This window comes from Neobacillus sp. PS2-9, from assembly GCF_030915525.1.
GTDB lineage: Bacteria > Bacillota > Bacilli > Bacillales > Cytobacillaceae > Neobacillus.
The window spans coordinates 3932238-3954134 of sequence record NZ_CP133269.1; the positions used below are offsets into that span (position 1 = coordinate 3932238).

Below are 21897 nucleotides of genomic sequence, written 5' to 3' on the forward strand. Positions count from 1 at the left end.
AAGCGCCTTGATCAGCCCCGACAGGCAAATGTTCTTCGGCAAGAAAAGTCCGCCTTTTGACTTTTATTGCCGAAGGTTATTTGACCCGAGGGGCTAGGCGCTGGAGTTGGACAATTCACGAAGACGCGCTCGATTATAAAAGAGGAGATAGCAGCCTTGCCGTTGACTCTAAAATCCGCAAACCAAAATGCCGTTTTTGAAATGTGAGTAGATTGAGCTCCTTGGCATTTTTGAGATCATTTAAATATTCCATAACGAGTTTCTCCGTACTATTCGTTCGGAATAAAAATGCATTTACTTCAAAATTTAAATGAAAACTCCGCATATCCATGTTCGATGTGCCGATAGAGGCAAGTTCACCGTCGACAATAACAATTTTACTATGCATAAATCCTCTTTCATATTCGTACACCTTTACCCCAGCTTCCAATAATTCAGGAAAATAGGACCTTGAGGCATGAAAAACAATTCGTTTATCAGGACGGTTGGGAACAAGCAACCTGACATCCACACCGCTTAAAGCTGCCACTTTTATTGCCGAAAAGATATCTTCATCTGGAATAAAATACGGTGATGCAATCCAGACATTTTTTTTAGCCGATGTAATCATAGCGAAAAATATATTTTTTATAACACTCCACTCATTATCAGGACCACCAGCAATCAATTGAACCCCGCCATGACTTTTATCATCAAGTTGTGGTGATAAATATTCCGCTGTTAGAAAACTGTGGTTCGTCATGTAGTACCAGTCCTGCAAAAAAATGAGTTGGAGGGTACGAACGGCTTCTCCCTTTAACATCAAATGTGTATCCCGCCAGAAACCTATTTCTTTGTCCCTTCCTAAATATTCATCACCAATATTTAATCCGCCAACAAAGCCAATCGTTCCATCAATTACGATAATTTTTCTATGATTACGGAAATTAAATTTATTATTTAAAAATGGTAATCTTACTGGTCCAAATGGAACGGTTTCAATACCAGCTCCTCGTAAATCATTAATGTATGCTTTTGATAATTTCCAGGAACCAACTGCGTCGAAAAGGAATCTTACTTTAACACCTTGATTCGCCTTTTCAATCAAGATATCCTTGATTTCCTGGCCAATATGGTCATGTCGAACAATATAATATTCTAGATGAATATGGTGCCTTGCTCTTTTCAACTCATCAATAATGTTCCGGAAAGTCTCTTCTCCATTAGTCAGTACTTTTGTAGAAGTATCAAAAGAGATAGGGCTGTTCCCAAGCTTATGTGCAAGTGTAAATAATCTTCCTTGGTGCTCTCCGAGTAATCGGCGCTTCTCTTCACTTCTCGGATCGTCTTCCCCTTCAACCGTTAGAAAAGCCTGCTTATCTAAGAAATACTTCTTCCTAAACATTCTCTCCTTTCGATAATTACGTCCAAATAAAAGATAAAAGAAAAAACCAATTAGCGGAAAGCTTCCTAATACCACTAACCATGTGATGGTTTGCGTAGGATGTCGGTTTTCGAAGAAAATAACGATCCCAATAAAAATGACCGAAAACGTTATGAAGATACTTAAAAAACCAAATACTCCACCTTGTAATTGGTCACGAAAGAAAAACCATAGTACGGATAATACGGCTACAAACACTATAACCCTTACTGTGTTTTTCAGATTACTCACCTGCCAAAATATACCTTATTTAATCATGATATGAAAAGCATAAGCGCCTTGATCAGCCCCGACAGGCAAATGTTCTTCTGCAAGAAAAGTCGCTCTTTGACTTTCTTGCAGAAGGTTATTTGACCCGAGGGGCTAGGCGCTGGAGCTGGACAATTCTCAAAGTCGAATTTTATACTTTCTTATTATGTAAAAAAACCGATTTCAGTTTTGAAATCGGTATGCAAACTAGCCAAAATGTTTTCGTAATTCAGCAAAGACATTTTCGGAGATTATTTCTTTCCCATATTCTTGTACACGATGAATGGTTATCTGTGTTTCATATCCATATTCGAGTAAAATACTTAGAATGTCATCAATTTGATCTTCTTCAAACACATCTTCAGGAAATTCTGTATATAAATAGTACTTACCTTCAAAATGATAAAGTTTAGTCACTAAATCATCTAACCCTGGACGGCTTGAAAGCATAATAATATCTTCAAAATCTTTAAAAACGAGAAGAAATTCTAGAGTCTCTTCCTCTAAGAGGATCTCTTCTTCCTCTAAATGTTGTGGATTGAAATGTTGGTCTAAAAGTTCTTCAATTTTTTCATCCACCGGAATATCTTTCATTTTATCACTAGGAAGTGGGAGCTCGAACTTTTGCCCATCTTTAGAAAGCTGTGCTTTAGTAACCAGAACCTCTAACCCCTTCTCTAGAGCCTGAACCTGTATCCAAAGCGGACCTTCAACCACAAATTCTTCTTCGCCATGCACTTCATCCATCATTTCCCAAAAGAGTTCTTCACTTCGTTCACGATTGTACCATATTTCTTCACGGTCAAATCCTCTTTCCTCAATATCTCCATAGGAAATGTAAAATTTAACAGTATTTTCGTTAATACGTTCAATCTCCACCATAACCTCTCCCTTCCGTTTACCATATTGAAGGGACAAAATACCCCCAAGCAGATAATTCATCCTATTTGCCTTCATAAAAAAGGAAATATTCTTGTACTTTCATTTTATGACAAAAGCACTAATATGGGAAATAAAAAAGGTTAAAAACTAAAAAACCATTATAATGCCTATCGTTATTATTATGATAGTTTATTTATTGTAGCAAAATGCCTCTAAAAGAACAAATTTTTTGGATTAAATACAAAAAAGACCTCCTAATTATGAAGGTCTTATGATTTAATTAACCATCCGCTGCGCTTCCCTTAGTTGGAATGTACGCACTTTTCTTGGAAGAAACCGTCTAATTTCATCTTCGTTATATCCAACCTGTAACCGTTTTTCATCAATAATTATAGGTCGACGTAACAAGCCTGGATTTTCTTTAATTAATCCAAACAAATCCTGAAGCGGCATTGAATCTAAGTTGACATTCAATTTTTGGAATGTCTTTGATCTGGTTGAAATAATTTCGTCTGTCCCATCTTCCGTCATACGAAGAATTGCTTTAATCTCCTCCATGGATAGGGGCTCAGAGAATATATTTCTTTCAGAGTATGGAATCTCATGCTCTTCTAACCATGATTTTGCTTTACGACATGATGTACAACTTGGTGAAGTGTATAGTGTTACCATCCTAATTCACACTCCTCTATTATTTACGGATGTAATACTCTTATCAATATATAGAAATAAAACTATTTTTAACTTAAATTTTATAATTGTAACACAGTTGTAATTAAAATGATTATAAATAAGGAATTTCTATAATTATTATACACCACTGATACTAAAAAAGGTATCCCTTTTTCCAAATATTATAGAAAGGAAAGAAATACATGACTCATATTATATTAGACGAATGATGTGAAGAAAAGTTTCAATAAATTTACGATTTTACATTTAAATTTACCCAATCCATTTATTTTCTATGTAATAATATTCGTTTCTATTGTCCTTTTTTTTGTGGGTTTCTATGTATAATATCGAATTTATCCTTTGCTAAACAATTTTTTTATGGTAACAATTATTTTATCAGGGTTATATTCTCAATTAAGGAATGGAAATGAAAACGCATTCATTTTTTTCATAATCTTTGTCTGATTTCAGCATTTACTCTTTCAATAAAGCCTAAGTTCTTTTAAAATAAGGTATAGGGGATATTTACAAAGGTTGACCATTATTTTGATTTATAAAAATGGAGGGATTTTTATCATGGCTGGATACATAACAGATCTAACAATGGTTGCTTTATTAATTGTCGGAATCACTGCCTTAATGGGTGTTATTACAAATGGTATTGGTGAAAAAGTGTTCGGTGGCAAAAACCGTAGTGAATATGTAGACGAAAGTGCAAAATACCAAACAGGCTGGAAGGCTGTTGGGGGAAAAAGAAAATAATTAGAAAAGCGTAAGTGCCTTGTTCAGCCCCGACAGGCAAATGTTCTTTGACTTTTATTGCCGAAGGTTATTTGACCCGAGGGGCTAGGCACTGGAGCTGGACAGTTCTCGAAGTCGAATTTTAAACTTTTTAAATTATATTATAAGGAAAAAACGATCTCAACTAGCGAGATCGTTTTTTTTTAATGCTTAGATTGTGCCTGATATTGTTTGAACTCTTTTTCTGAGCATAAAACAAAATGACCTGGGGTAACTTCTCTAAATTCAACTGCTTCGTTACCATCATAATTATGGGAAGCTGGATCATATGATTTACGCTTTCTAGTCCGCTCACTGATTGGATCTGGAGCAGGAATTGCTGACAATAATGATTGAGTATATGGGTGAAGAGGATTTTTATAAAGCTCTTCTGCCGGTGCAAGCTCAACCATCTTACCGAAGTACATTACACCAATACGATCACTAATGTATTTAACCATTGAAAGGTCATGTGCGATAAAAAGGTAGGTTAGACCTTTCTCTTTTTGCAATTTCTTCATAAGATTTACAACCTGTGCCTGAATGGAAACATCCAACGCTGAAATAGGCTCGTCTGCAATGATGAATTCCGGTTGAACCGCAAGTGCTCTCGCGATACCTATCCTTTGACGTTGACCGCCACTAAACTCATGTGGATAACGATTGGCATGTTCTCTATTCAAACCAACTGTTTCTAATAGCTTATATACCTGTTCCATACGATCTTGCTTTGATGTTGCCAAACCGTGAATATCAATTCCCTCGGCAATAACATCAGCAATTTTCAATCTCGGATTAAGAGATGCATATGGATCTTGGAAAATCATTTGCATCTTACGGTTAAAGTCTTTTAATTGTTTTTTAGACTTTTTCCCATGAACGTTAACACCGTCATATAAGACTTCTCCACCTGTTGCATCGTATAGGCGGATAATCGTACGCCCAGTAGTAGACTTACCACAACCAGACTCACCAACTAGTCCCATAACTTCCCCTTTGTAAATATCAAATGAGACGTTATCAACGGCTTTTACTTCGTTCGCTTTACCTTCGTTAAAATACTGCTTTAAATTTTTAATTTCAAGTAATTTATCTTGAGCCATTTAGTTTCCCTCCTTTTTTCCAGGGAATTGCCCAGTGGTCACTTTTTCTAATGTAGCCACACCTGCATTACCAACATATTGATTCTGACGTCTCTTAACAGCTTCCGGTGGTTCAACCTTTGGTGCATCCGGATGTAATAACCACGTAGCAGCATAGTGTGTATCAGAAACTTTAAAAAATGGTGGTTCTTGCTCTAGGTCAATCTTCATTACAAATGGGTTACGTGGTGCGAACGCATCACCCTTTGGTGGATCTAATAAATCTGGAGGTGTTCCCGGAATAGAGAATAACTCCTCGTCATGTGTATCCATGTCCGGCATAGAACTAATTAATCCCCAAGTATATGGATGTTGTGGATTATAAAAAATTTCATCAGCCGTTCCAATTTCAACAATTTTCCCACCATACATAACAGCAACACGATCAGCCACATTTGCAACAACACCAAGATCATGTGTTATGAAAATAATGGATGTGTCGATTTTCTTTTGTAAATCTTTCATTAATTCAAGAATTTGCGCCTGAATTGTTACGTCCAACGCAGTTGTTGGTTCATCGGCAATAAGAACTTTTGGATTACACGCCAGTGCAATTGCAATAACAACACGTTGTCTCATACCACCTGAGAATTGGTGTGGGTATTGGTTTATGCGAATTTCAGGTTTAGGAATACCAACGAGCTTCAATAAATCAAGTGCTCTTTCTTTTGCAGCATGCTTACTCATATTTTGATGTTTAATTAGCGGTTCCATTATTTGGTTGCCAATTTTCATAGTTGGATTTAAAGAAGTCATAGGATCCTGGAAAATCATTGAAATATCTTTTCCGCGAATTTTTTGCATCTCTCTATCTTTAAGCTTTGTTAAATCTTTTCCGTCAAAAAGGATTTCACCGCTTTTTATCTCTGAATTGTGTTCAGGAAGTAGACGCATTATTGACTTAGTTGTTACTGATTTTCCAGAACCTGATTCACCAACGATTGCAAGAGTTTCACCTTTAAGAAGGTCGAAACTCACACCACGAATCGCTTGAACTTCACCAGAAAATGTATGGAATGAGATATTTAAATCTTTAACTTGTAATATTTTCTCCATTCAGTTCACCCGCCTTTTAATCACGCATTTTTGGATCAAGAGCATCACGTAATCCATCAGCTACTAAGTTAAAGCATACCATAATCAAAGCAATCATAATGGAAGGAATGATCATTTGATATGGGAATGCAATCATTGCTTTATATCCTTCATTTACCAATGTTCCTAGCGATGCATTTGGCTCCTGGAGACCTAATCCAATAAAGCTTAAGAAAGCTTCAAAGAAAATCGCATTAGGAATAGAGAACATGGTGTTAATGATTATGACACCAAACATATTTGGAATCATGTGTTTAAAAATAATTGAGCTATCTGATGCTCCAAGTGTTTTAGCTGCTAAAACAAATTCCTGGCCCTTAAATTTTAATACCTGTGCACGCACTACTCGGGCCATACTAGTCCAACCAGTGATTGTTAAGGCAATAATAATCGGGATGATACCAGGCTTTAGAACAAGAATCATTAATACAACGACAATCAGGTTAGGTATACCAACGATAACCTCAATAATCCTCTGCATAAATCCATCGACTTTACCACCTAAATATCCAGAAACCGCACCGTAGGTCACACCAATCAACATATCAATTAATGCCGCCATAAAAGCAATGAAAAGGGAAACTTGTGTACCTTTCCAGACACGTGCAAAAAGATCACGACCTAAATTGTCTGTACCAAACCAATAATAAGCATCGACTTTACGTACTTCATATGCGTTATATTCTGTTCCGTCTCTGCGCGTTAATGTTCCATCAAATGGCAGCCAGTGAACATTTTCTATACCTTGTATCCGCGGTGGAAGGTTATTATGTTTAGTTGTTTGTGTATCGTAAGCATATGGCGTTATTAGAGGACCAATGAACGCCATTAAAATTAATATGACAAGGACAACTAAACTGATAACCGCACCTCTATTTTTACGGACACGCATCCAAGAATCCTGCCAAAAACTCAAACTTGGCTTAGAAATCTTTTCACTTTTTGATGGGTCTACATGAGCAGGAGCAAACATATCCTTTGAGATGATCATTTCTTTATTGCTCATTTAGTTTTCCCCCCCGAAATACGAATACGTGGGTCGATAATTCCGTAAAGAATATCAACGACTAATATAATAACTACGAATAGAACGGCAAATAAAATATTTGTACCCATAATTACTGGATAATCATTTACACTGATCGATTTAACAAACTGTTCACCTAAGCCAGGAATACCAAAGATTCTTTCAATAACTAGTGAACCAGTCATTAAACCTACAGCCAATGGTCCCAAAACGGTAACAACAGGGATTAATGCATTTCTAAGAGCATGCTTTACACTAATTTGCCAAAAGCTTGCCCCTTTTGCTTTAGCAAGTGTAATATAGTCAGACCCTAGCACTTCAATCATTTCAGTACGCATAAACCGCGCTGCGATTGAAATAGGGAACATTGCTAACGCTATAGTCGGAAGGATCGTATACTCTGGTCCTCTCCAAAACATTACTGGTAACCATCCTAGTTTAACTGCAACGTAATACTGAAGCAGTCCAGCAAAAATAAATGATGGAACAGATTTACCTACTACAGCAATAAAAGTAGAACCATAATCCATCCAGGTATTTTGCTTCAATGCAGCAACTACACCTAGGAAAATTCCAATTAATGCACCAAAAATCATGGCTTCCAATCCAAGTGTTGCGGATGGTCCAATACGATTAGCGAGAAGTTCTGTTACAGGGGTATTATCAAATTGAAAGGAAACTCCTAGATCACCTTTTACCATTGCACCTAAATACTTAAAAAACTGAACAGGCACGGGGTCATTTAACCCATATTTCTCTAGCAAAAGGGTACGCTGGAATTCTGAGAGTTTTTCAAAGTTATTAAATGGACTTCCAGGAATTAATTTCATGAGGAAAAAAGTAATTGATATAACAATGAAAAGTGTAATTAACATATAAATCACACGTTGCACGAGATATTTTGCCATGCCTACACCTCCTAATTGATGAAATCTTCAACATTTTTCGACAATTCTCATACAGGTAAAAAGAGAGTATATTGATGAAATATACTCTCTTCCTATTTGATTAGTATAGTTACTATTTTGTGATTTTAATCCACTGGTAACTATAATCTGCACCAAATGCATGGTGAGCAAAACCTTTAACTTTTGGATTAATTAACAAGTTAACAGAACGTTGGTAAAGTGGTGCAATTGCTGCATCATCTTCTAACAAGATTTTTTCTGCATCTTGTAATGCTTTCCAGCGCTCTTGTGGCTTATCAACTAAATCTTCACTTGCAGCTTTGATCAACTTATCAAATTCTGGATTTGAGTAATCCATATGTTGTTGTTCTCCGCCAGTAATCCAAAGATCCATGTATGTCATTGGGTCAGCATAGTCTGGTCCCCAACCACCCATTAATAAATCATATTCAAATTTATTTTCACGAGCGATACGGATTTTGAACGGTACGCTTTCAATTGTAAGCTTTAATCCAGGAAGATTTTTCTCTAACTGGTCTTTAATGAATGCATCTGTAGTTTTAGCAGTTTCAGTGTCTTGACCAACATAAGTGAACTTCACTTCTTTAACACCTAGTTCAGCTAAACCTTTATCCCAATATTTCTTAGCTTCTTCTTTGTTTGTCTTAGACCATTGGCCAGCCGTATCACGGAAGTCTTTTCCATCTAAGAAAGCAAAACCTTTTGGTACTAAGAAATCAGCTTCGATAGAACCGTTTGCTAATACATCGTCAACTAATGCCTTTTTGTCCACAGACAATGCAATCGCTTTACGGATGTTTTTGTTTTTCAAAGCAGGGTTCTTTTCGTTCATTTTTAACCACCAGATTGATGGCTCTTGGTAACGTAATAATTCATCTGATCCTTCATATTGTGAAAGGATTGCAGCTTGTGCAAGCTTTGGTGTAATGTCAGTTTCACCAGCAGTAAATGCATTAGCAGATGCTTGTGGGTCTTTTGACACGTTGAAGTTGATTTTTGTTAAAGTAACGTCTTTAGCATTTGTATAAGTTTCGTTCTTTTCTAATACCCACTCAGTAGCAGTTGGGCCATCCCACTTAGTCATTTTGAAAGGACCATTGTAAAGTAAGTGAGAAGCATCTTTCGCATAGTCAGCGCCTTGTGCTTCAACAAACTTTTGGTTTTGTGGGTAGAATAATTGGAAAGTGATATAAGACTCGATGTAAGGTAATGCTCTTACTAGAGTAATTTCCACTGTATAATCATCTAGAGCTTTAATTCCAAGATCTTCAAGCTTTGCTTTACCTTCAGAAATTTCAGTTGCATTTTTGATTTTGCCCATCATGAAGTATGGACCATAAGGTGAAGCAGTTTCTGGATTGATTGCACGTTGCCATGCGTATACAAAATCATGAGCAGTTACAGGGTCACCATTTGACCATTTTGCATCTTGTCTTAATTTAATAGTTAAGACTGTTTTGTCGTCGTTGTATTTTGGCATACCATCAGCTACACCTGGAACAACCTTTTGGTCTGCATCTAAACGATATAAACCTTCGTTAGTAGCGTTTAACATTGTAAAGCCCATTACGTCCTCAGCCATTACACTGTCCATCGTTGGGATCTCAGCAGATTCTAAAACGTTAAGAACTTGCTCATCCGCTAATTTCTCTTCAGATCCAGCATTATTTTTGCCTTCATTTTTGGTTTTGCCTTCGTTTTTATCACCGCCGCCTGAACATGCTGCTAGGAACATGCTAAGTACTAGTGATAAAACTAAAAGTAGTGAAAGTTTTGATTTCTTCACTTGTAGACCTCCCTTTTCTATTATTCTGAAAAATTACTACATTCTCTATTATACATATTTTGAATTAATTGTACATTATTTTTTATAATTTAATTTACAAGTTAGAAACAATTTTTACGTAATCATTACAAATAGCTATGATATAATTTAGACTTATACAGATTTTCATGTATAATATTCGGTAGTTTCCCTTATTAAATCAATGATTTGGAGGTAATCTAGTGAATCCTAGATTTAAGAAGAAATTTGTTGTTCTTGGACTAACACAGTTGTTAATAGTAATAATTTCCTTCATTTCCAATATGGAAATTTCCTTACTTAGCTATATCAATATATCTTTTTACATTTCCTCTCTACTTCTGTTAACATCGTTGCTTCTCTACACGATTCATTCCGGCTTTTACGATGTAATAGGTAAATCCTTTAATCTTGCTTTTTCAAGAGGAGAAAACAAGAGAAAGTTGGAGGAAATTCCAGCACTATCTGAGTTAATCACTATCGATCAGAAGCCCCTCCTTTTTTACGGATTGGTCAATGGATTACTCATGTTAGGAGCTCTTTGCCTCTATTATTATTTGCAGACTTGAAACTGGTTATGTTCTTCATTTATAATTAGCATAATCAAATATAAGATGTTTAGCGATGATAAAGATTAGTACGTATTTTCATTCGGTTAAGAGAGTTTGTGGCTGGTGAAAACAAACGCGAAAAAATACGGAATGGACTTTTGAGCTTCTATCTGAACCTTCTATTTAGGAAAATAGAAGTAGTAGGAATAGACGTGATCCTTGCGTTAGTAGGACTCCAAAAGGCGACCAGCTATTTTGGAACTGAGTGACTCATATGAGTAATTTAGGGTGGTACCGCGAACCATTCGTCCCTATAGTATTAGGGATGAATGGTTTTTTTTATATAACTTTTAGGAGGATTAATAATGAAAACGATTTTTTCTGGTATTCAGCCGAGTGGTACAATAACACTTGGGAACTATATAGGGGCTATGATGCAATTTGTCGAGTTGCAACATGAATATAATTGCTACTTTTGCATCGTAGACCAGCATGCCATAACAGTTCCCCAAGATCCTGTAACACTCCGTAAAAATATTAGAAGCTTAGCTGCGCTATATATTGCTGTAGGGATTGATCCAAACAAGGCATCCTTATTTATCCAATCTGAGGTACCTGCACACGCTCAAGCAGGTTGGATGATGCAGTGTGTCTCTTATATTGGTGAATTGGAAAGAATGACACAATTTAAAGACAAATCAACAGGTAAAGAAGCTGTTTCAGCTAGTCTATTGACCTATCCACCTCTAATGGCTGCAGATATATTATTGTATAATACAGATCTTGTACCGGTCGGCGAAGACCAAAAGCAACATATGGAATTAACACGTGACTTGGCCGAAAGATTTAACAAAAAATACAATGATATCCTTACTGTACCGGAAATCAGTATTCCTAAGGTCGGCGCTCGAATTATGTCTCTCCAAGAGCCTACCAAAAAAATGAGTAAATCAGACCCAAATCAAAAGTCTTTTATTACTCCTTTAGATGACCCTAAACAGATCATTAAAAAAATAAAAAGCGCTGTTACAGACTCAGACGGAATTGTCAAATTTGATAAAGAAAATAAACCAGGTGTTTCCAATCTGCTTTCCATTTATTCAATTTTGGCTAAGAAACCTATTGCCGAAATTGAGGAAATGTATGTTGGTAAAGGATATGGAGATTTTAAAGGTGATTTAGCTGATGTAGTGGTTAATGTCTTTAAACCAATTCAAGAGAAATATTATAACTTAATGGAATCAAGCGAACTGGATGAAATTTTAGATCGTGGAGCTGAAAAGGCAAACCTTGTGGCAAACAAGACCCTTAAAAAGATGGAAAACGCCATGGGTCTTGGCCGAAAGAGAAAATAATATAAATTTTAAAAAACAAAAGCCTGAGCCCAAAAGGATTTATTCCTTTTGGATCAGGCTTTTAGTTTACTTTAGGACCATGTTCCATTTCCCAAAGCTTCTCGAAAAAGGGCTGTCCCTTAATTAAATTCTCACAAAAAGTTTCATGCCGTTTAGACCAGCCGTACTTTGCTTCCTCAAAGAGCTGTTCCCACGCTTCCTCAAAATTCAATTCTTGAATAGTCGAATATTTCTCAGGACACCATTCTGTAAACCAATACCTTACCTCTGCTTCATTATTTGATGAAAGTAATTGGTCAAGAGCCATGAACAATAGTTGCTTTAACTGACGTTCTTTTCTCGTCAATCCATTCATCAGTTCTGGTTCAGGTGAAAGAATATGAAAATCCTTTGTTTTCGGTTGTCCATAAAAATGGTATTTTTTAGCTTCATGCTGACTAATCATCTCGTAAACAAGCTGTTCCTGTCTTGGAATTAGTCTGCTTTTTCGAATAGGGATGGTATAGCCAATCGTATCTACGGCTAAAATCCCTGTCCCGTCTGTGACAACGAAACAATAATCAAGTTGAACTCTTTCATGGTTTTTTCTTAAATATGCTTTCTGATAAATGTCATCTAGGAGCTGTTGAGGTAATTCTGATAAATCATTCTCGATGTAGTTAAATAGAATCGGCTCGATTTTTAAAAGTGGTACTTGGTCCAACAATTCCACTCCATCATCCTTACGCCATTCATGAAAGTGGCATACATTATAACCGTTTTCTTCCCCTTCAAACCAATTTACCCAAACATCATGAAGATACAACATTTTACAACCCCTCACTTCAAAAACTGTTTGTCAATCAGTATGGGCAGACCTTAGTTAAATTATTCCTTAATATATATTTTGCACCAACTGTATTTATTAAATTTAATACTTGTCCCTTTAAATTATTCATATGTATATGGTGCGTCTCCTATATTTATGTTAGGAAATATATTGGTACATAACTTGGGCTCATAGAGTGCTTCTATGCGACCTTCTTCTCTTTCTTTAGCCACTTTGGGCCCATAGACCGCTTCTATGCGCCCTTCTTCTCTTTCTTTCAGCCAGTTTGGGCTCATAGACTGCTTCTATGCGCCCTTCTTCTCTTTCTTTCAGACACTTTGGGTTCATAGACCGCTTCTATGCGACCTTCTTCTCTTTCTTTCAGACAATTTGGGCTCATAGACTGCTTCTATGTGTAAATGACAAAACATTGCATAACAATGTACAAAAATGATTTTATGGAAATTAATTGAAGTTAGTGGGAAAGCGGAGAAACTTGACATGGAGCCTCTGTCTGGGGGCATGGCTTCCGAGCCAAGAAGCCAGCAGTATCAAGGGCTGGCTTTGCCACACAAGGCTATCATGCCCGCCTCTCCATGTAAAGTTGTGCTAGAGCTAAGGGAAAATGCCTGGGTCAATAAGCAATCATTTTTGTACATGCTTAAATTAGCATTTATATCTATGCGCCCTTCTTCTCTTTCTTTTAGCCACTTTGGGCTCATAGACTGCTTCTATGCGACCTTCTTCTCTTTCTTTCAGGCAGTTTGGGCTCATAGACCGCTTCTATTCGACCTTCTTCTCTTTCTTTCAGCCAGATTGGGCTCATAGACTGCTTCTATGCGACCTTCTTCTCTTTCTTTTAGCCACTTTGGGCTCATAGACCTCTTCTATGCGACCTTCTTCTCTTTCTTTCAGCCAGTTTGGGCTCATAGACTGCTTCTATGCGCCCTTCTTCTCTTTCTTTTAGCCACTTTGGGCTCATAGACTGCTTCTATGCGCCCTTCTTCTCCATAACAAAAAAATCTACCATGTCGTAATGGTAGATTTTATCTTCTTGATTTTGGATTAAAGGCGTCTTTTAAGCCTTCACCGATAAAGTTTATCGATAAAATAGTTGCAGTAATCGTTAAGGCAGGGGGCACCCAGATCCAAAGTTTAAACTGGAGTACATCTGGTTCATTTGCTGAATTTAACATATTCCCCCAGCTTGGAATTTCTTGAGGAACACCAAAGCCTAGAAAGCTTAAACCTGTCTCCGCAACTATCATTGTTGCAAATGTAATTGTCGCTTGAACAATAATGGTTGATAAGATATTGGGTAATAAATGTTTAACGATTATTTTAGCAGGAGAACAGCCAATTGAAATGGCAGCTACAATGTATTCATTTTCTTTTTCAGCAAGAATCTTACTTCGAACAATCCTCGCAATTCCACCCCAGCTTAATATGCTTATGGTCCCAATTAAAACCCATAACCCATTTACTTTTCCAAAAAGAATGGCATTTAGCACAATAACAAATACAAGAAAAGGAAAGTTTAAGATAAAATCTGTAAATCTCATTAGTATACTATCTACTGCACCACCAAAATAGCCTGAAATCGAGCCAATAATTGTCCCGAGGAATATGACAAAAAGTGTACAGCTTAGTCCTACTAATAATGAAATTCGTCCACCATATAGTAACCTGGTGAATACATCCCTACCTGCCTTGTCTGTGCCAAGCCAATGTTTACTCGATGGCTCTAAAGACATCTGACCAATATTAATCCTTGTAACATCAGCGGTTGTAATATATGGTGCAAGAAAAGAAATGATTGCCACAATGACTAAGAATACAAAGCTAATCATAGCCAGTTTGTTCTTTAAAAACTTTTTTCTAGCGATAGCCCACGGTGATAAACTTTTTTTCGGGGGTGCTGTACTAATATTAGGATTTTTCTGAGTTACAATTTCCATTTTTTCTCCCCCTAATCTAGCCTAATTCTCGGATCTACAACACCGTATAAAATGTCAGCTACAAGGTTGCCAACTAGTGTTAAGAAGGAGAATAACATTGTCAACGTCATTAAAACTGGGTAATCCCTGGTACCAACTGATTGTAAGAATAGTTGTCCAAGACCTGGATAAGTAAAAATTGTTTCAGTGATAATCGCTCCACTGATAATTGCAACTAAATCAAAACCTAAAAAAGTAATAAGTGGAATAATTGAGTTTCTTAAGATATGAACATTGTAAATTTTTCTCTCAGGCGTTCCCTTTGCTCGTGCAGTACGAACAAAATCTTTTCGGCTATTATCTATTATATCGTTACGTAAAAATTGTGTATAGCTTGCCGTACTTAATAGTCCTAGGACTACTGCAGGAAGAAATACATGATGTAGGCGGCTTAACCAATATTCCAGTGTCCCATCGGTAACACCTATGTCAACTGAACCATTTGAGGGAAACCAACTTAACGTAAAAGAAAAAAGGAAAATGGCAAATACCCCAGCAATAAACGACGGTATGGATAGACCTAAATAATTTAGACCTCCAATTAAATTATCCCCTAAAGTATATGGTTTTCTTCCGGCATATGAGCCCATAAAAAAGGCAAGAATATAAGTTATTAATATGGAGGTAAAACCTAGTAGCAATGTATTAGGTATACGTTCTCCGATTACTTCTGCTGCCGGTATTTTAAAACGAGCTGACTTACCAAAATCCCCTTGAACAAAATCTCCAATCCAACGTGCATATTGCTGTGGTAACGGGTCATTATAACCCAGCTTTTCCCGCATATCAGCAATATATTGTGGGTCGGTATTCCTTGGGTCGATTTCCCCGCTTAGGGAATCTCCTGGCATCAATTTTGCCAAGGAAAAAACAACGATCGAAATGAGGAATAACATCGGAATCATGCCCAGAATTCTACGAAATGCATACTTCAGCATGTGCATTCTCCTTGTCTTTAAACTATGTTACATACATGTTGTATGTATCCAAAGTGTTCAAATGGGAGGAGGGAAATTGGAAGCAGTATACTTCCTCCCTCATCCCACTGAACCCCTGGAATTATTCAATCCTATTAAGCAATTAACATAGTTTTTTACATGTTAATCTTTTTGTAATTATTGTTTAATCCACCATTCATTTGGACGGTTGTTACCAGAAACGTCGAACTTCACACCGTTAACGCGCTTGCTTACTGCCATTGTTTCTTCAAGCTCAGCAATTGGTAACACAGGAAGTTCCTTCATGAATAGTTTTTGCCATTGAACATAAAGGTCTTTACGCTTTTCGCTATCAGTTCCTACTACATTAATATCAAGTGCTTGGTCTAATAACTTATCACTATCAGCATTTACCCAACGAGGGTAGTTCCAAAGTGATTTTGTTCCCCAAAGTGGAGTTGGATCTGGATCAGCACCTGTTGACCAGCCGCCGAAGAATACTTCCATTGATTTATCTGCTTTTTCAAGCATGTCATAGTATAAGTTAGCATCAGTCATAGTTAACTTAGTTTTTAAACCTACTTCTTCCCAATATTGAGTTAACGCTTTTGCACGTGATTCGAATGTTGGGTTTGATGTTGCATAGTGACTGAAGTTTACAACAAATTTCTTACCGTTTGGATCTTCACGGAAGCCATCGCCATCAACATCTTTGTATCCAGCTTCGTCTAACAATTCTTTTGCTTTTTTCGGGTCGTATTTGTATTGTTCTAAATCTTTATTATCTGCAGCAATCCAGTGATTTGTTGGGATAGGACGGTTAACCGGTTTACCAACACCAAAGAAGAATGCCTTAACCCACTCTTCGCGATTAATTGCGTAGTACATTGCTTCACGAAGCTTTTTCTCTTGGTATTTTGGTTCATTCATGACGTTCTTCTCGCCATCCCAAGTACCTAATCTGAATCCAACATAATAGTAGCTAACACCTGGGTAAGTAATTGTATTTACATTGTCAAGTGCCCTTACTTGATCAATAATGCTTGGGTGGAATGATGTCATATCAAGTGTACCGTTTTTAAGTTCTCCCACAGATAGAGATGGGTCAATAACTTTTACAACAACCTTTTCAATATGTGGTTTACCACCGAAATAGTCATCAAAGCGTTCCATTTCTACTGATTCACCTGGAACCACTTTAGTCACTTTAAATGGTCCTAAGCCCACTGGCTTGGTACGTACTTGCTCAGAGCTCATCATATCTTTTACTGCAATACCTTTAAATGCAGTACGGTTCATTGGGTATGTCCAAAGGTTATCCAAGTTGTTTACACGCGCTTTATCAAAAGTAATTTGGATATGGTAATCATCAATTACTTTAATACCTTCAATTTTATCTGTTTTTCCATCATGGAAATCTTGTGCACCTACGATATTTCTAACGTTATCAAAACGTGGACCTTCATAGTCTTTGTTAGCAACAGTGTATAATGAGAATTCCCAGTCTTTTACTGATAACTCATCACCATTGTGCCATTTAACACCTTTTTTAATTTCAAAATCAAATACTTTATTATCTTCAGTTTTCCAAGAAGCAATATGTGGCTGTGCTTTCAATTGTGCATCGTAATCAATAAGGTTTTCATCAAAGAAATCAATTACATATTGGTCTGTTGCTGTTCCATAAAATGTGTAGTTAAATTTGCCTTCAGGAGCTGAATCAAGCGCGTATACTAATGTACCGCCATCCTGAGGTTTTTCAGCTGTTTCACCAGACTTACCTTCGTTTTCGTTTTTCTTTGTACCTGCTTTGTCGCTGCTACATGCTGCTAAGAATGCTGATAGAACAAGCATCAAGGCAGCCAGCATAAGCATACTTTTCTTCTTCATTGTTTTCCCCCCTAGAGAAATTGTATTTTTTTCCTTTTTTAGTAAAGGTGGCAAGCTACTCGATGAGAAGGCTTCACCTCCTTTAATACTGGTTTACTTTTCGAACACTCCTCCATTGCCATTGGACAACGTGGATGGAATGGACAGCCCGACGGCGGATTAATTGGACTTGGTACATCCCCTTTTAAAATAATTCTTTCTTTTTTCACCCTTGGGTCAGGAGATGGTATTGCCGAAATTAACGCCTGTGTGTATGGATGTAGTGGTTGTGCATAAAGGCTGTCCTTATCTGCAATCTCAACCATATTACCTAAATACATCACACCAATCCTATCGCTCATGTGCTTCACAACACTTAAGTCATGCGCAATAAAGAGGAAGGTTAAATCAAATTCTTTTTGTAAATCTTTTAATAGATTTAATACTTGTGATTGGACGGATACATCAAGTGCAGAAACTGGTTCATCCGCAATAATTAGTTTCGGTCTCAGGGCAAGGGCACGAGCGATACCAATTCTTTGGCGCTGACCGCCTGAAAATTCATGAGCATATTTATAATAGGCATCCTGTGGTAAACCCACTTTTGTTAATAAATCCATCACTTCTTGTTTTAATTCTTCTTTACTTTTTCTGGAGAAATTATAAATAGGTTCAGCGATGATATCCCCTACCATTTGCATCGGATTCAAAGAAGCATAAGGGTCCTGAAATACCATCTGCATATCTTTTCGAATTTCTTGAAGAGACTTCCCAGATATATTCGTTATATTTTTTCCGTCAAAGAGAATTTTCCCATCGGTTGGTTTTAATAATCGTAGAATCGTCCGACCTGCTGTAGACTTACCACAGCCTGATTCACCAACTAGTCCAAGTGTTTCCCCTCTTTTAATTTCAAAAGAGATATTATCAACCGCTTTCACATTTCCAACGGTTCGTTTAAAAAAACCACCTTTAACAGGATAATAGGTTTTGAGATTCTGTATCTCTAATAGATTCTCTGCTTGAGTGGCCTCCTGGTTCTTATGTACAGTTCCGGTACTCATTTACTCACCCCTTGTCTTGGTTTACTAGTTTCAAAAAGCAGGCAGGCAACTTCATGACGATCCTCTGCTTCTGCTAGTTCAGGGGTAATAGTAAAACAGTCAGGCATAGCTTTTGGACATCGATTGGCAAAACGGCAGCCCACTTTTGGCATATTGATCAGAGATGGTACAATTCCTTGAATTGAGCTTAATCGTTCTTCCGTTTCCTCCATTTTTGGGATTGCACCCAAAAGTAATGTAGTGTATGGATGTTTAGGATTATGAAAGAGTGTATCGACATCCGTCCGTTCTACAATTTTACCAGCATACATGACAATAACTTCATCACACATTTCTGCAACTACACCTAAATCATGTGTAATCAAAATAACGGACATATCATTTACAGATTGGATGTCTTTTAAAAGTTCCAATATTTGTGCCTGCACCGTAACATCAAGCGCAGTAGTTGGCTCATCCGCAATTAATAGCTTAGGCTGACAGGCAATGGCAATTGCAATCATGACCCTTTGTCTCATTCCACCTGACAATTGATGGGGATATTCGTCCACAATTTTTTCAGGTCGAGAGATCCCTACACTCTTTAAAAGAGCTATTGCTTTTTGACGAGCCTCTTGTTTTGAAATCTTCATATGATTGAAAAGGACTTCTTGCAGCTGATAGCCAATCGTAAATACTGGGTTTAAAGATGTCATTGGCTCTTGGAAAATCATTGACACGTCTTTTCCACGAATTTTATTTATTTGTGATTCATTCATTTTCTCAAGATTTACACCATCGAAAATGATTTCACCCGATTTTACTTTTCCAATTCCTTTTGGAAGTAGCTTCATAATTGATAGACTCATAACAGATTTACCACAGCCAGATTCACCCACAACCCCCACAATTTGTCGTGGCTTTACAGTGAAAGATACATTATCTACTGCGTTATAATCAGTACCCTCAATATCAAAGGCTGTCTCTAAATTTCTCACTTCGAGCAATGGTGCCTCTTTGAGTAACGATTTTTTTATGCTCATAGTACACCTTCTTACTTTTTTGGATTATTCTGTGAATTCGTTATATTCTAATAAAATTCTATTACTGAATTGTTACAATTGCAAGACTTTTTTACAATCTTGATAATTTTCAATCTAGTGAAAACAAAAAAAGCCTGATTTAACAGGCTTTTTCATCTTCCACTATTTTGCTTTATTGACAAATTTGTCAGCTGGTATCTCAAATGATAGTTTTGTAGAATAATTATGATTTTTGTAATATTTATCAATAATGTTATATCCAACAGCATACCCTAGTAATTTAGGTACTCTTCCACCTCCAAATAATAGTTCGTCGTGAACTCTTTCATTCTTTTTTAACTCTAATTGTTTTTTTAGAAATTTATTCCAAAAATATGTTATTTCTTTTTCAGTATACATACTACACCAATCTGCTAAGTAATCCTCTCCACACTGCTTCAATACTGCATATTCAGCCAAACCTTCAATTACCAATGAATCTAATAGTGTATAATCCTCCATTTTTTTATTCATCTTACGGAGCCTGCATACATGATGATATTCATGGACAAACAATGCTTCTATCTCTTTGGCATCTTCATGGGAGGAAAGAAATAAAAACATTTTATCAGGAAAAGAAACTCCTCCCTTATTCCTGTCTGTTCTACTAAAAAGACTTCTAGACTGGGCTAAAGGAAAGAGAAAAACAGGTATGTCCGGACCATTCCATTTAACTTTATATTTAGCCAATAGACGTTCCACTTGGTCCCATACTTTCTGTTCATTCATTTCGTGGAGGAAATCCTTTGAAGATCTCGAAGGCTGATACATCCCAAAGTTTAATAATTGGTTGTAAATTTGTTTTGCTGTTTTCCCCTTGAAATACGGTTGCAGTTTTTCACATATTTTTATGGCATTATCAAAATCGGCCAATAACCAGCTGTCTGTTTTGATTACTCCCATACTTCTCCACCTCCTGTAAGCCCGCTTTAACCATTTTATGAATTGATTGACAAAGATGTTCTTTAACATTAGCAGTGGAGATGAAGGTATATAAGTTTTAATTGAAAAGAATGGTGTTTGGATTTTTAAAAAAAATGTATTTATTATTTAGTATTTACTGAGAGTCTGACATATTCGGACACGGCGACCAGTGAATTCATCTTAGCGTGTCCAAATCAACACTCGATTCGGACACGACCGCCTTTGAATCCATCTTAGCTGTCTAAATCAACACCCGATTCGGACACGATCGCCTTTGGATCCATCTTAGCTGTCCAAATCAACACCCGTTTTGGACACCATTGCCCCTGTATTCATCTTAGCTGTCCGAATCCTCACCTGATTCGGACATCATTGCCCTTGCATTCATCTTAGCTGTCCAAATCAACACTCGATTCGGACACGGTCGCCTTTGCATCCATCTTAGCTGTCCAAATCAACACCCGATTCGGACACGATTGCCTTTGCATCCATCTTAGCTGTCTAAATCAACACCCGATTCGGACACGATCACCTATGTATTCATCTTATCGTGTCCAAATCAACACCCGATTCGGACACGATCGCCTTTGGATCCATCTTAGCTGTCCAAATCAACACCCGTTTTGGACACCATTGCCCCTGTATTCATCTTAGCTGTCCGAATCCTCACCTGATTCGGACATCATTGCCCTTGCATTCATCTTAGCTGTCCAAATCAACACTCGATTCGGACACGGTCGCCTTTGCATCCATCTTAGCTGTCCAAATCAACACCCGATTCGGACACGACCGCCTTTGAATCCATCTTAGCTGTCTAAATCAACACCCGATTCGGACACGATCACCTATGTATTCATCTTATCGTGTCCAAATCAACACCCGATTCGGACACGATCGCCTTTGGATCCATCTTAGCTGTCCAAATCAACACCCGTTTTGGACACCATTGCCCCTATATTCATCTTAGCTGTCCGAATCCTCACCTGATTCGGACATCATTGCCCTTGCATCCATCTTAGCTGTCTAAATCAACACCCGATTCGGACACCATTCCCTTGTATTCATCATAGCTGTCCGAATCCTCACCTGATTCGGACATCATTGCCCTTGCATTCATCTTAGCTGTCCAAATCAACACCCGATTCGGACACGATCGCCTTTGGATCCATCTTAGCTGTCCAAATCAACACCCGTTTTGGACACCATTGCCCTTGTATTCATCTTAGCTGTCCGAATCCTCACCTGATTCGGACACAACTGCCCTTGAACTCATCAAAGCAGTTCTTATGTATTCACAACCACGAAATTTTCTACTTACTATATT

The 21897-nt window shown here is 37.3% G+C and carries 18 protein-coding genes and 1 other annotated feature; of the genes, 3 read left to right on the top strand and 15 right to left on the bottom strand.

Going from position 1 to position 21897, the window contains the following annotated elements; all coding sequences use genetic code 11:
* Nucleotides 1-133: 133 nt before the first annotated feature.
* From cls to spxA, 3 genes are all read right to left on the bottom strand, one after another.
* The gene (cls, locus tag RCG25_RS19740; protein ID WP_308084227.1) at nt 134-1645 is read right to left on the bottom strand and encodes a cardiolipin synthase; all 1512 of its coding nucleotides are present in this window, start codon (nt 1643-1645) and stop codon (nt 134-136) included.
* Between the two features lie 234 nt (nt 1646-1879).
* Nucleotides 1880-2551 carry an adaptor protein MecA gene (gene mecA / locus RCG25_RS19745; protein ID WP_308084228.1) on the bottom strand — a complete coding sequence of 224 codons (672 nt, stop codon included), beginning with the start codon at nt 2549-2551 and terminating at the stop codon, nt 1880-1882.
* Nucleotides 2552-2830: 279 nt separating this feature from the next.
* Entirely contained in the window at nt 2831-3226 is a 396-nt protein-coding gene (spxA, locus tag RCG25_RS19750; RefSeq protein WP_308080527.1) for a transcriptional regulator SpxA, read from the bottom strand.
* Nucleotides 3227-3805: 579 nt separating this feature from the next.
* Between spxA and RCG25_RS19755 the strand changes: the two genes are divergently transcribed.
* Nucleotides 3806-3991 carry a hypothetical protein gene (locus RCG25_RS19755; RefSeq protein ID WP_308080528.1) on the top strand — a complete coding sequence of 62 codons (186 nt, stop codon included), beginning with the start codon at nt 3806-3808 and terminating at the stop codon, nt 3989-3991.
* Between the two features lie 182 nt (nt 3992-4173).
* Here the strand turns inward: RCG25_RS19755 and RCG25_RS19760 are convergent, their stop codons facing one another.
* From RCG25_RS19760 to RCG25_RS19780, 5 genes are all read right to left on the bottom strand, one after another.
* Nucleotides 4174-5112, bottom strand: a complete 939-nt coding sequence (locus tag RCG25_RS19760; protein WP_308080529.1) for an ABC transporter ATP-binding protein — start codon at nt 5110-5112, stop codon at nt 4174-4176.
* Nucleotides 5113-6207 (bottom strand): ABC transporter ATP-binding protein, encoded by a 1095-nt coding sequence (locus RCG25_RS19765; protein ID WP_308080530.1) that lies wholly within the window; start codon nt 6205-6207, stop codon nt 5113-5115. It lies immediately after the preceding gene.
* 16 nt (nt 6208-6223) lie between these two features.
* Nucleotides 6224-7252, bottom strand: coding sequence for an oligopeptide ABC transporter permease (opp3C, locus tag RCG25_RS19770; protein WP_308080531.1), 1029 nt, complete (start codon nt 7250-7252; stop codon nt 6224-6226).
* A complete protein-coding gene (gene opp3b / locus RCG25_RS19775; protein WP_308080532.1) occupies nt 7249-8181 on the bottom strand; it encodes an oligopeptide ABC transporter permease in 933 nt (310 codons plus the stop codon). Before opp3b ends, opp3C begins: the two co-directional genes overlap by 4 nt.
* A 112-nt stretch (nt 8182-8293) precedes the next feature.
* On the bottom strand, nt 8294-9988 hold the full coding sequence (locus RCG25_RS19780; RefSeq protein WP_308080534.1) for a peptide ABC transporter substrate-binding protein: 1695 nt from the start codon (nt 9986-9988) through the stop codon (nt 8294-8296).
* Between the two features lie 221 nt (nt 9989-10209).
* Here RCG25_RS19780 and RCG25_RS19785 point away from each other — a divergent pair, with 221 nt between their 5' ends.
* Together RCG25_RS19785 and trpS are read left to right on the top strand one after the other, a co-directional pair.
* Nucleotides 10210-10575 carry a DUF3899 domain-containing protein gene (locus RCG25_RS19785; protein ID WP_308080535.1) on the top strand — a complete coding sequence of 122 codons (366 nt, stop codon included), beginning with the start codon at nt 10210-10212 and terminating at the stop codon, nt 10573-10575.
* Between the two features lie 46 nt (nt 10576-10621).
* Nucleotides 10622-10873: a binding site (T-box leader), on the top strand.
* Between the two features lie 49 nt (nt 10874-10922).
* The gene (trpS, locus tag RCG25_RS19790) at nt 10923-11912 is read left to right on the top strand and encodes a tryptophan--tRNA ligase (protein WP_308080536.1); all 990 of its coding nucleotides are present in this window, start codon (nt 10923-10925) and stop codon (nt 11910-11912) included.
* A 61-nt stretch (nt 11913-11973) separates the two neighbouring features.
* Here trpS and RCG25_RS19795 read toward each other — a convergent pair whose 3' ends face one another.
* From RCG25_RS19795 to RCG25_RS19825, 7 genes are all read right to left on the bottom strand, one after another.
* Nucleotides 11974-12720, bottom strand: a complete 747-nt coding sequence (locus tag RCG25_RS19795; RefSeq protein ID WP_308080537.1) for a YjbA family protein — start codon at nt 12718-12720, stop codon at nt 11974-11976.
* Between the two features lie 1046 nt (nt 12721-13766).
* The gene (gene opp4C, locus RCG25_RS19800) at nt 13767-14678 is read right to left on the bottom strand and encodes an oligopeptide ABC transporter permease (RefSeq protein ID WP_308080538.1); all 912 of its coding nucleotides are present in this window, start codon (nt 14676-14678) and stop codon (nt 13767-13769) included.
* 11 nt (nt 14679-14689) lie between these two features.
* On the bottom strand, nt 14690-15655 hold the full coding sequence (gene opp4B, locus RCG25_RS19805) for an oligopeptide ABC transporter permease (RefSeq protein WP_308080539.1): 966 nt from the start codon (nt 15653-15655) through the stop codon (nt 14690-14692).
* 177 nt (nt 15656-15832) lie between these two features.
* Nucleotides 15833-17545 carry an oligopeptide ABC transporter substrate-binding protein gene (opp4A, locus tag RCG25_RS19810; protein WP_308080540.1) on the bottom strand — a complete coding sequence of 571 codons (1713 nt, stop codon included), beginning with the start codon at nt 17543-17545 and terminating at the stop codon, nt 15833-15835.
* 38 nt (nt 17546-17583) lie between these two features.
* Nucleotides 17584-18588, bottom strand: coding sequence for an ABC transporter ATP-binding protein (locus RCG25_RS19815; RefSeq protein ID WP_308080541.1), 1005 nt, complete (start codon nt 18586-18588; stop codon nt 17584-17586).
* Entirely contained in the window at nt 18585-19610 is a 1026-nt protein-coding gene (locus RCG25_RS19820) for an ABC transporter ATP-binding protein (RefSeq protein ID WP_308080542.1), read from the bottom strand. Before RCG25_RS19820 ends, RCG25_RS19815 begins: the two co-directional genes overlap by 4 nt.
* Nucleotides 19611-19772: 162 nt before the next feature.
* A complete protein-coding gene (locus tag RCG25_RS19825; RefSeq protein ID WP_308080543.1) occupies nt 19773-20552 on the bottom strand; it encodes a DUF2268 domain-containing putative Zn-dependent protease in 780 nt (259 codons plus the stop codon).
* Between the last annotated feature and the right edge of the window lie 1345 nt (nt 20553-21897).

What these genes read in the sequence shown, in the direction of transcription:
- RCG25_RS19760 (WP_308080529.1), bottom strand. Translation starts at nt 5,112, where the DNA reads ATGGCTCAAGATAAATTACTTGAAATTAAAAATTTAAAGCAGTATTTT.
- RCG25_RS19755 (WP_308080528.1), top strand. Translation starts at nt 3,806, where the DNA reads ATGGCTGGATACATAACAGATCTAACAATGGTTGCTTTATTAATTGTC.
- RCG25_RS19815 (WP_308080541.1), bottom strand. Translation starts at nt 18,588, where the DNA reads ATGAGTACCGGAACTGTACATAAGAACCAGGAGGCCACTCAAGCAGAG.
- RCG25_RS19820 (WP_308080542.1), bottom strand. Translation starts at nt 19,610, where the DNA reads ATGAGCATAAAAAAATCGTTACTCAAAGAGGCACCATTGCTCGAAGTG.
- opp3b (WP_308080532.1), bottom strand. Translation starts at nt 8,181, where the DNA reads ATGGCAAAATATCTCGTGCAACGTGTGATTTATATGTTAATTACACTT.
- opp4C (WP_308080538.1), bottom strand. Translation starts at nt 14,678, where the DNA reads ATGGAAATTGTAACTCAGAAAAATCCTAATATTAGTACAGCACCCCCG.
- opp4B (WP_308080539.1), bottom strand. Translation starts at nt 15,655, where the DNA reads ATGCTGAAGTATGCATTTCGTAGAATTCTGGGCATGATTCCGATGTTA.
- opp4A (WP_308080540.1), bottom strand. Translation starts at nt 17,545, where the DNA reads ATGAAGAAGAAAAGTATGCTTATGCTGGCTGCCTTGATGCTTGTTCTA.
- spxA (WP_308080527.1), bottom strand. Translation starts at nt 3,226, where the DNA reads ATGGTAACACTATACACTTCACCAAGTTGTACATCATGTCGTAAAGCA.
- RCG25_RS19825 (WP_308080543.1), bottom strand. Translation starts at nt 20,552, where the DNA reads ATGGGAGTAATCAAAACAGACAGCTGGTTATTGGCCGATTTTGATAAT.
- RCG25_RS19795 (WP_308080537.1), bottom strand. Translation starts at nt 12,720, where the DNA reads ATGTTGTATCTTCATGATGTTTGGGTAAATTGGTTTGAAGGGGAAGAA.
- opp3C (WP_308080531.1), bottom strand. Translation starts at nt 7,252, where the DNA reads ATGAGCAATAAAGAAATGATCATCTCAAAGGATATGTTTGCTCCTGCT.
- trpS (WP_308080536.1), top strand. Translation starts at nt 10,923, where the DNA reads ATGAAAACGATTTTTTCTGGTATTCAGCCGAGTGGTACAATAACACTT.
- RCG25_RS19765 (WP_308080530.1), bottom strand. Translation starts at nt 6,207, where the DNA reads ATGGAGAAAATATTACAAGTTAAAGATTTAAATATCTCATTCCATACA.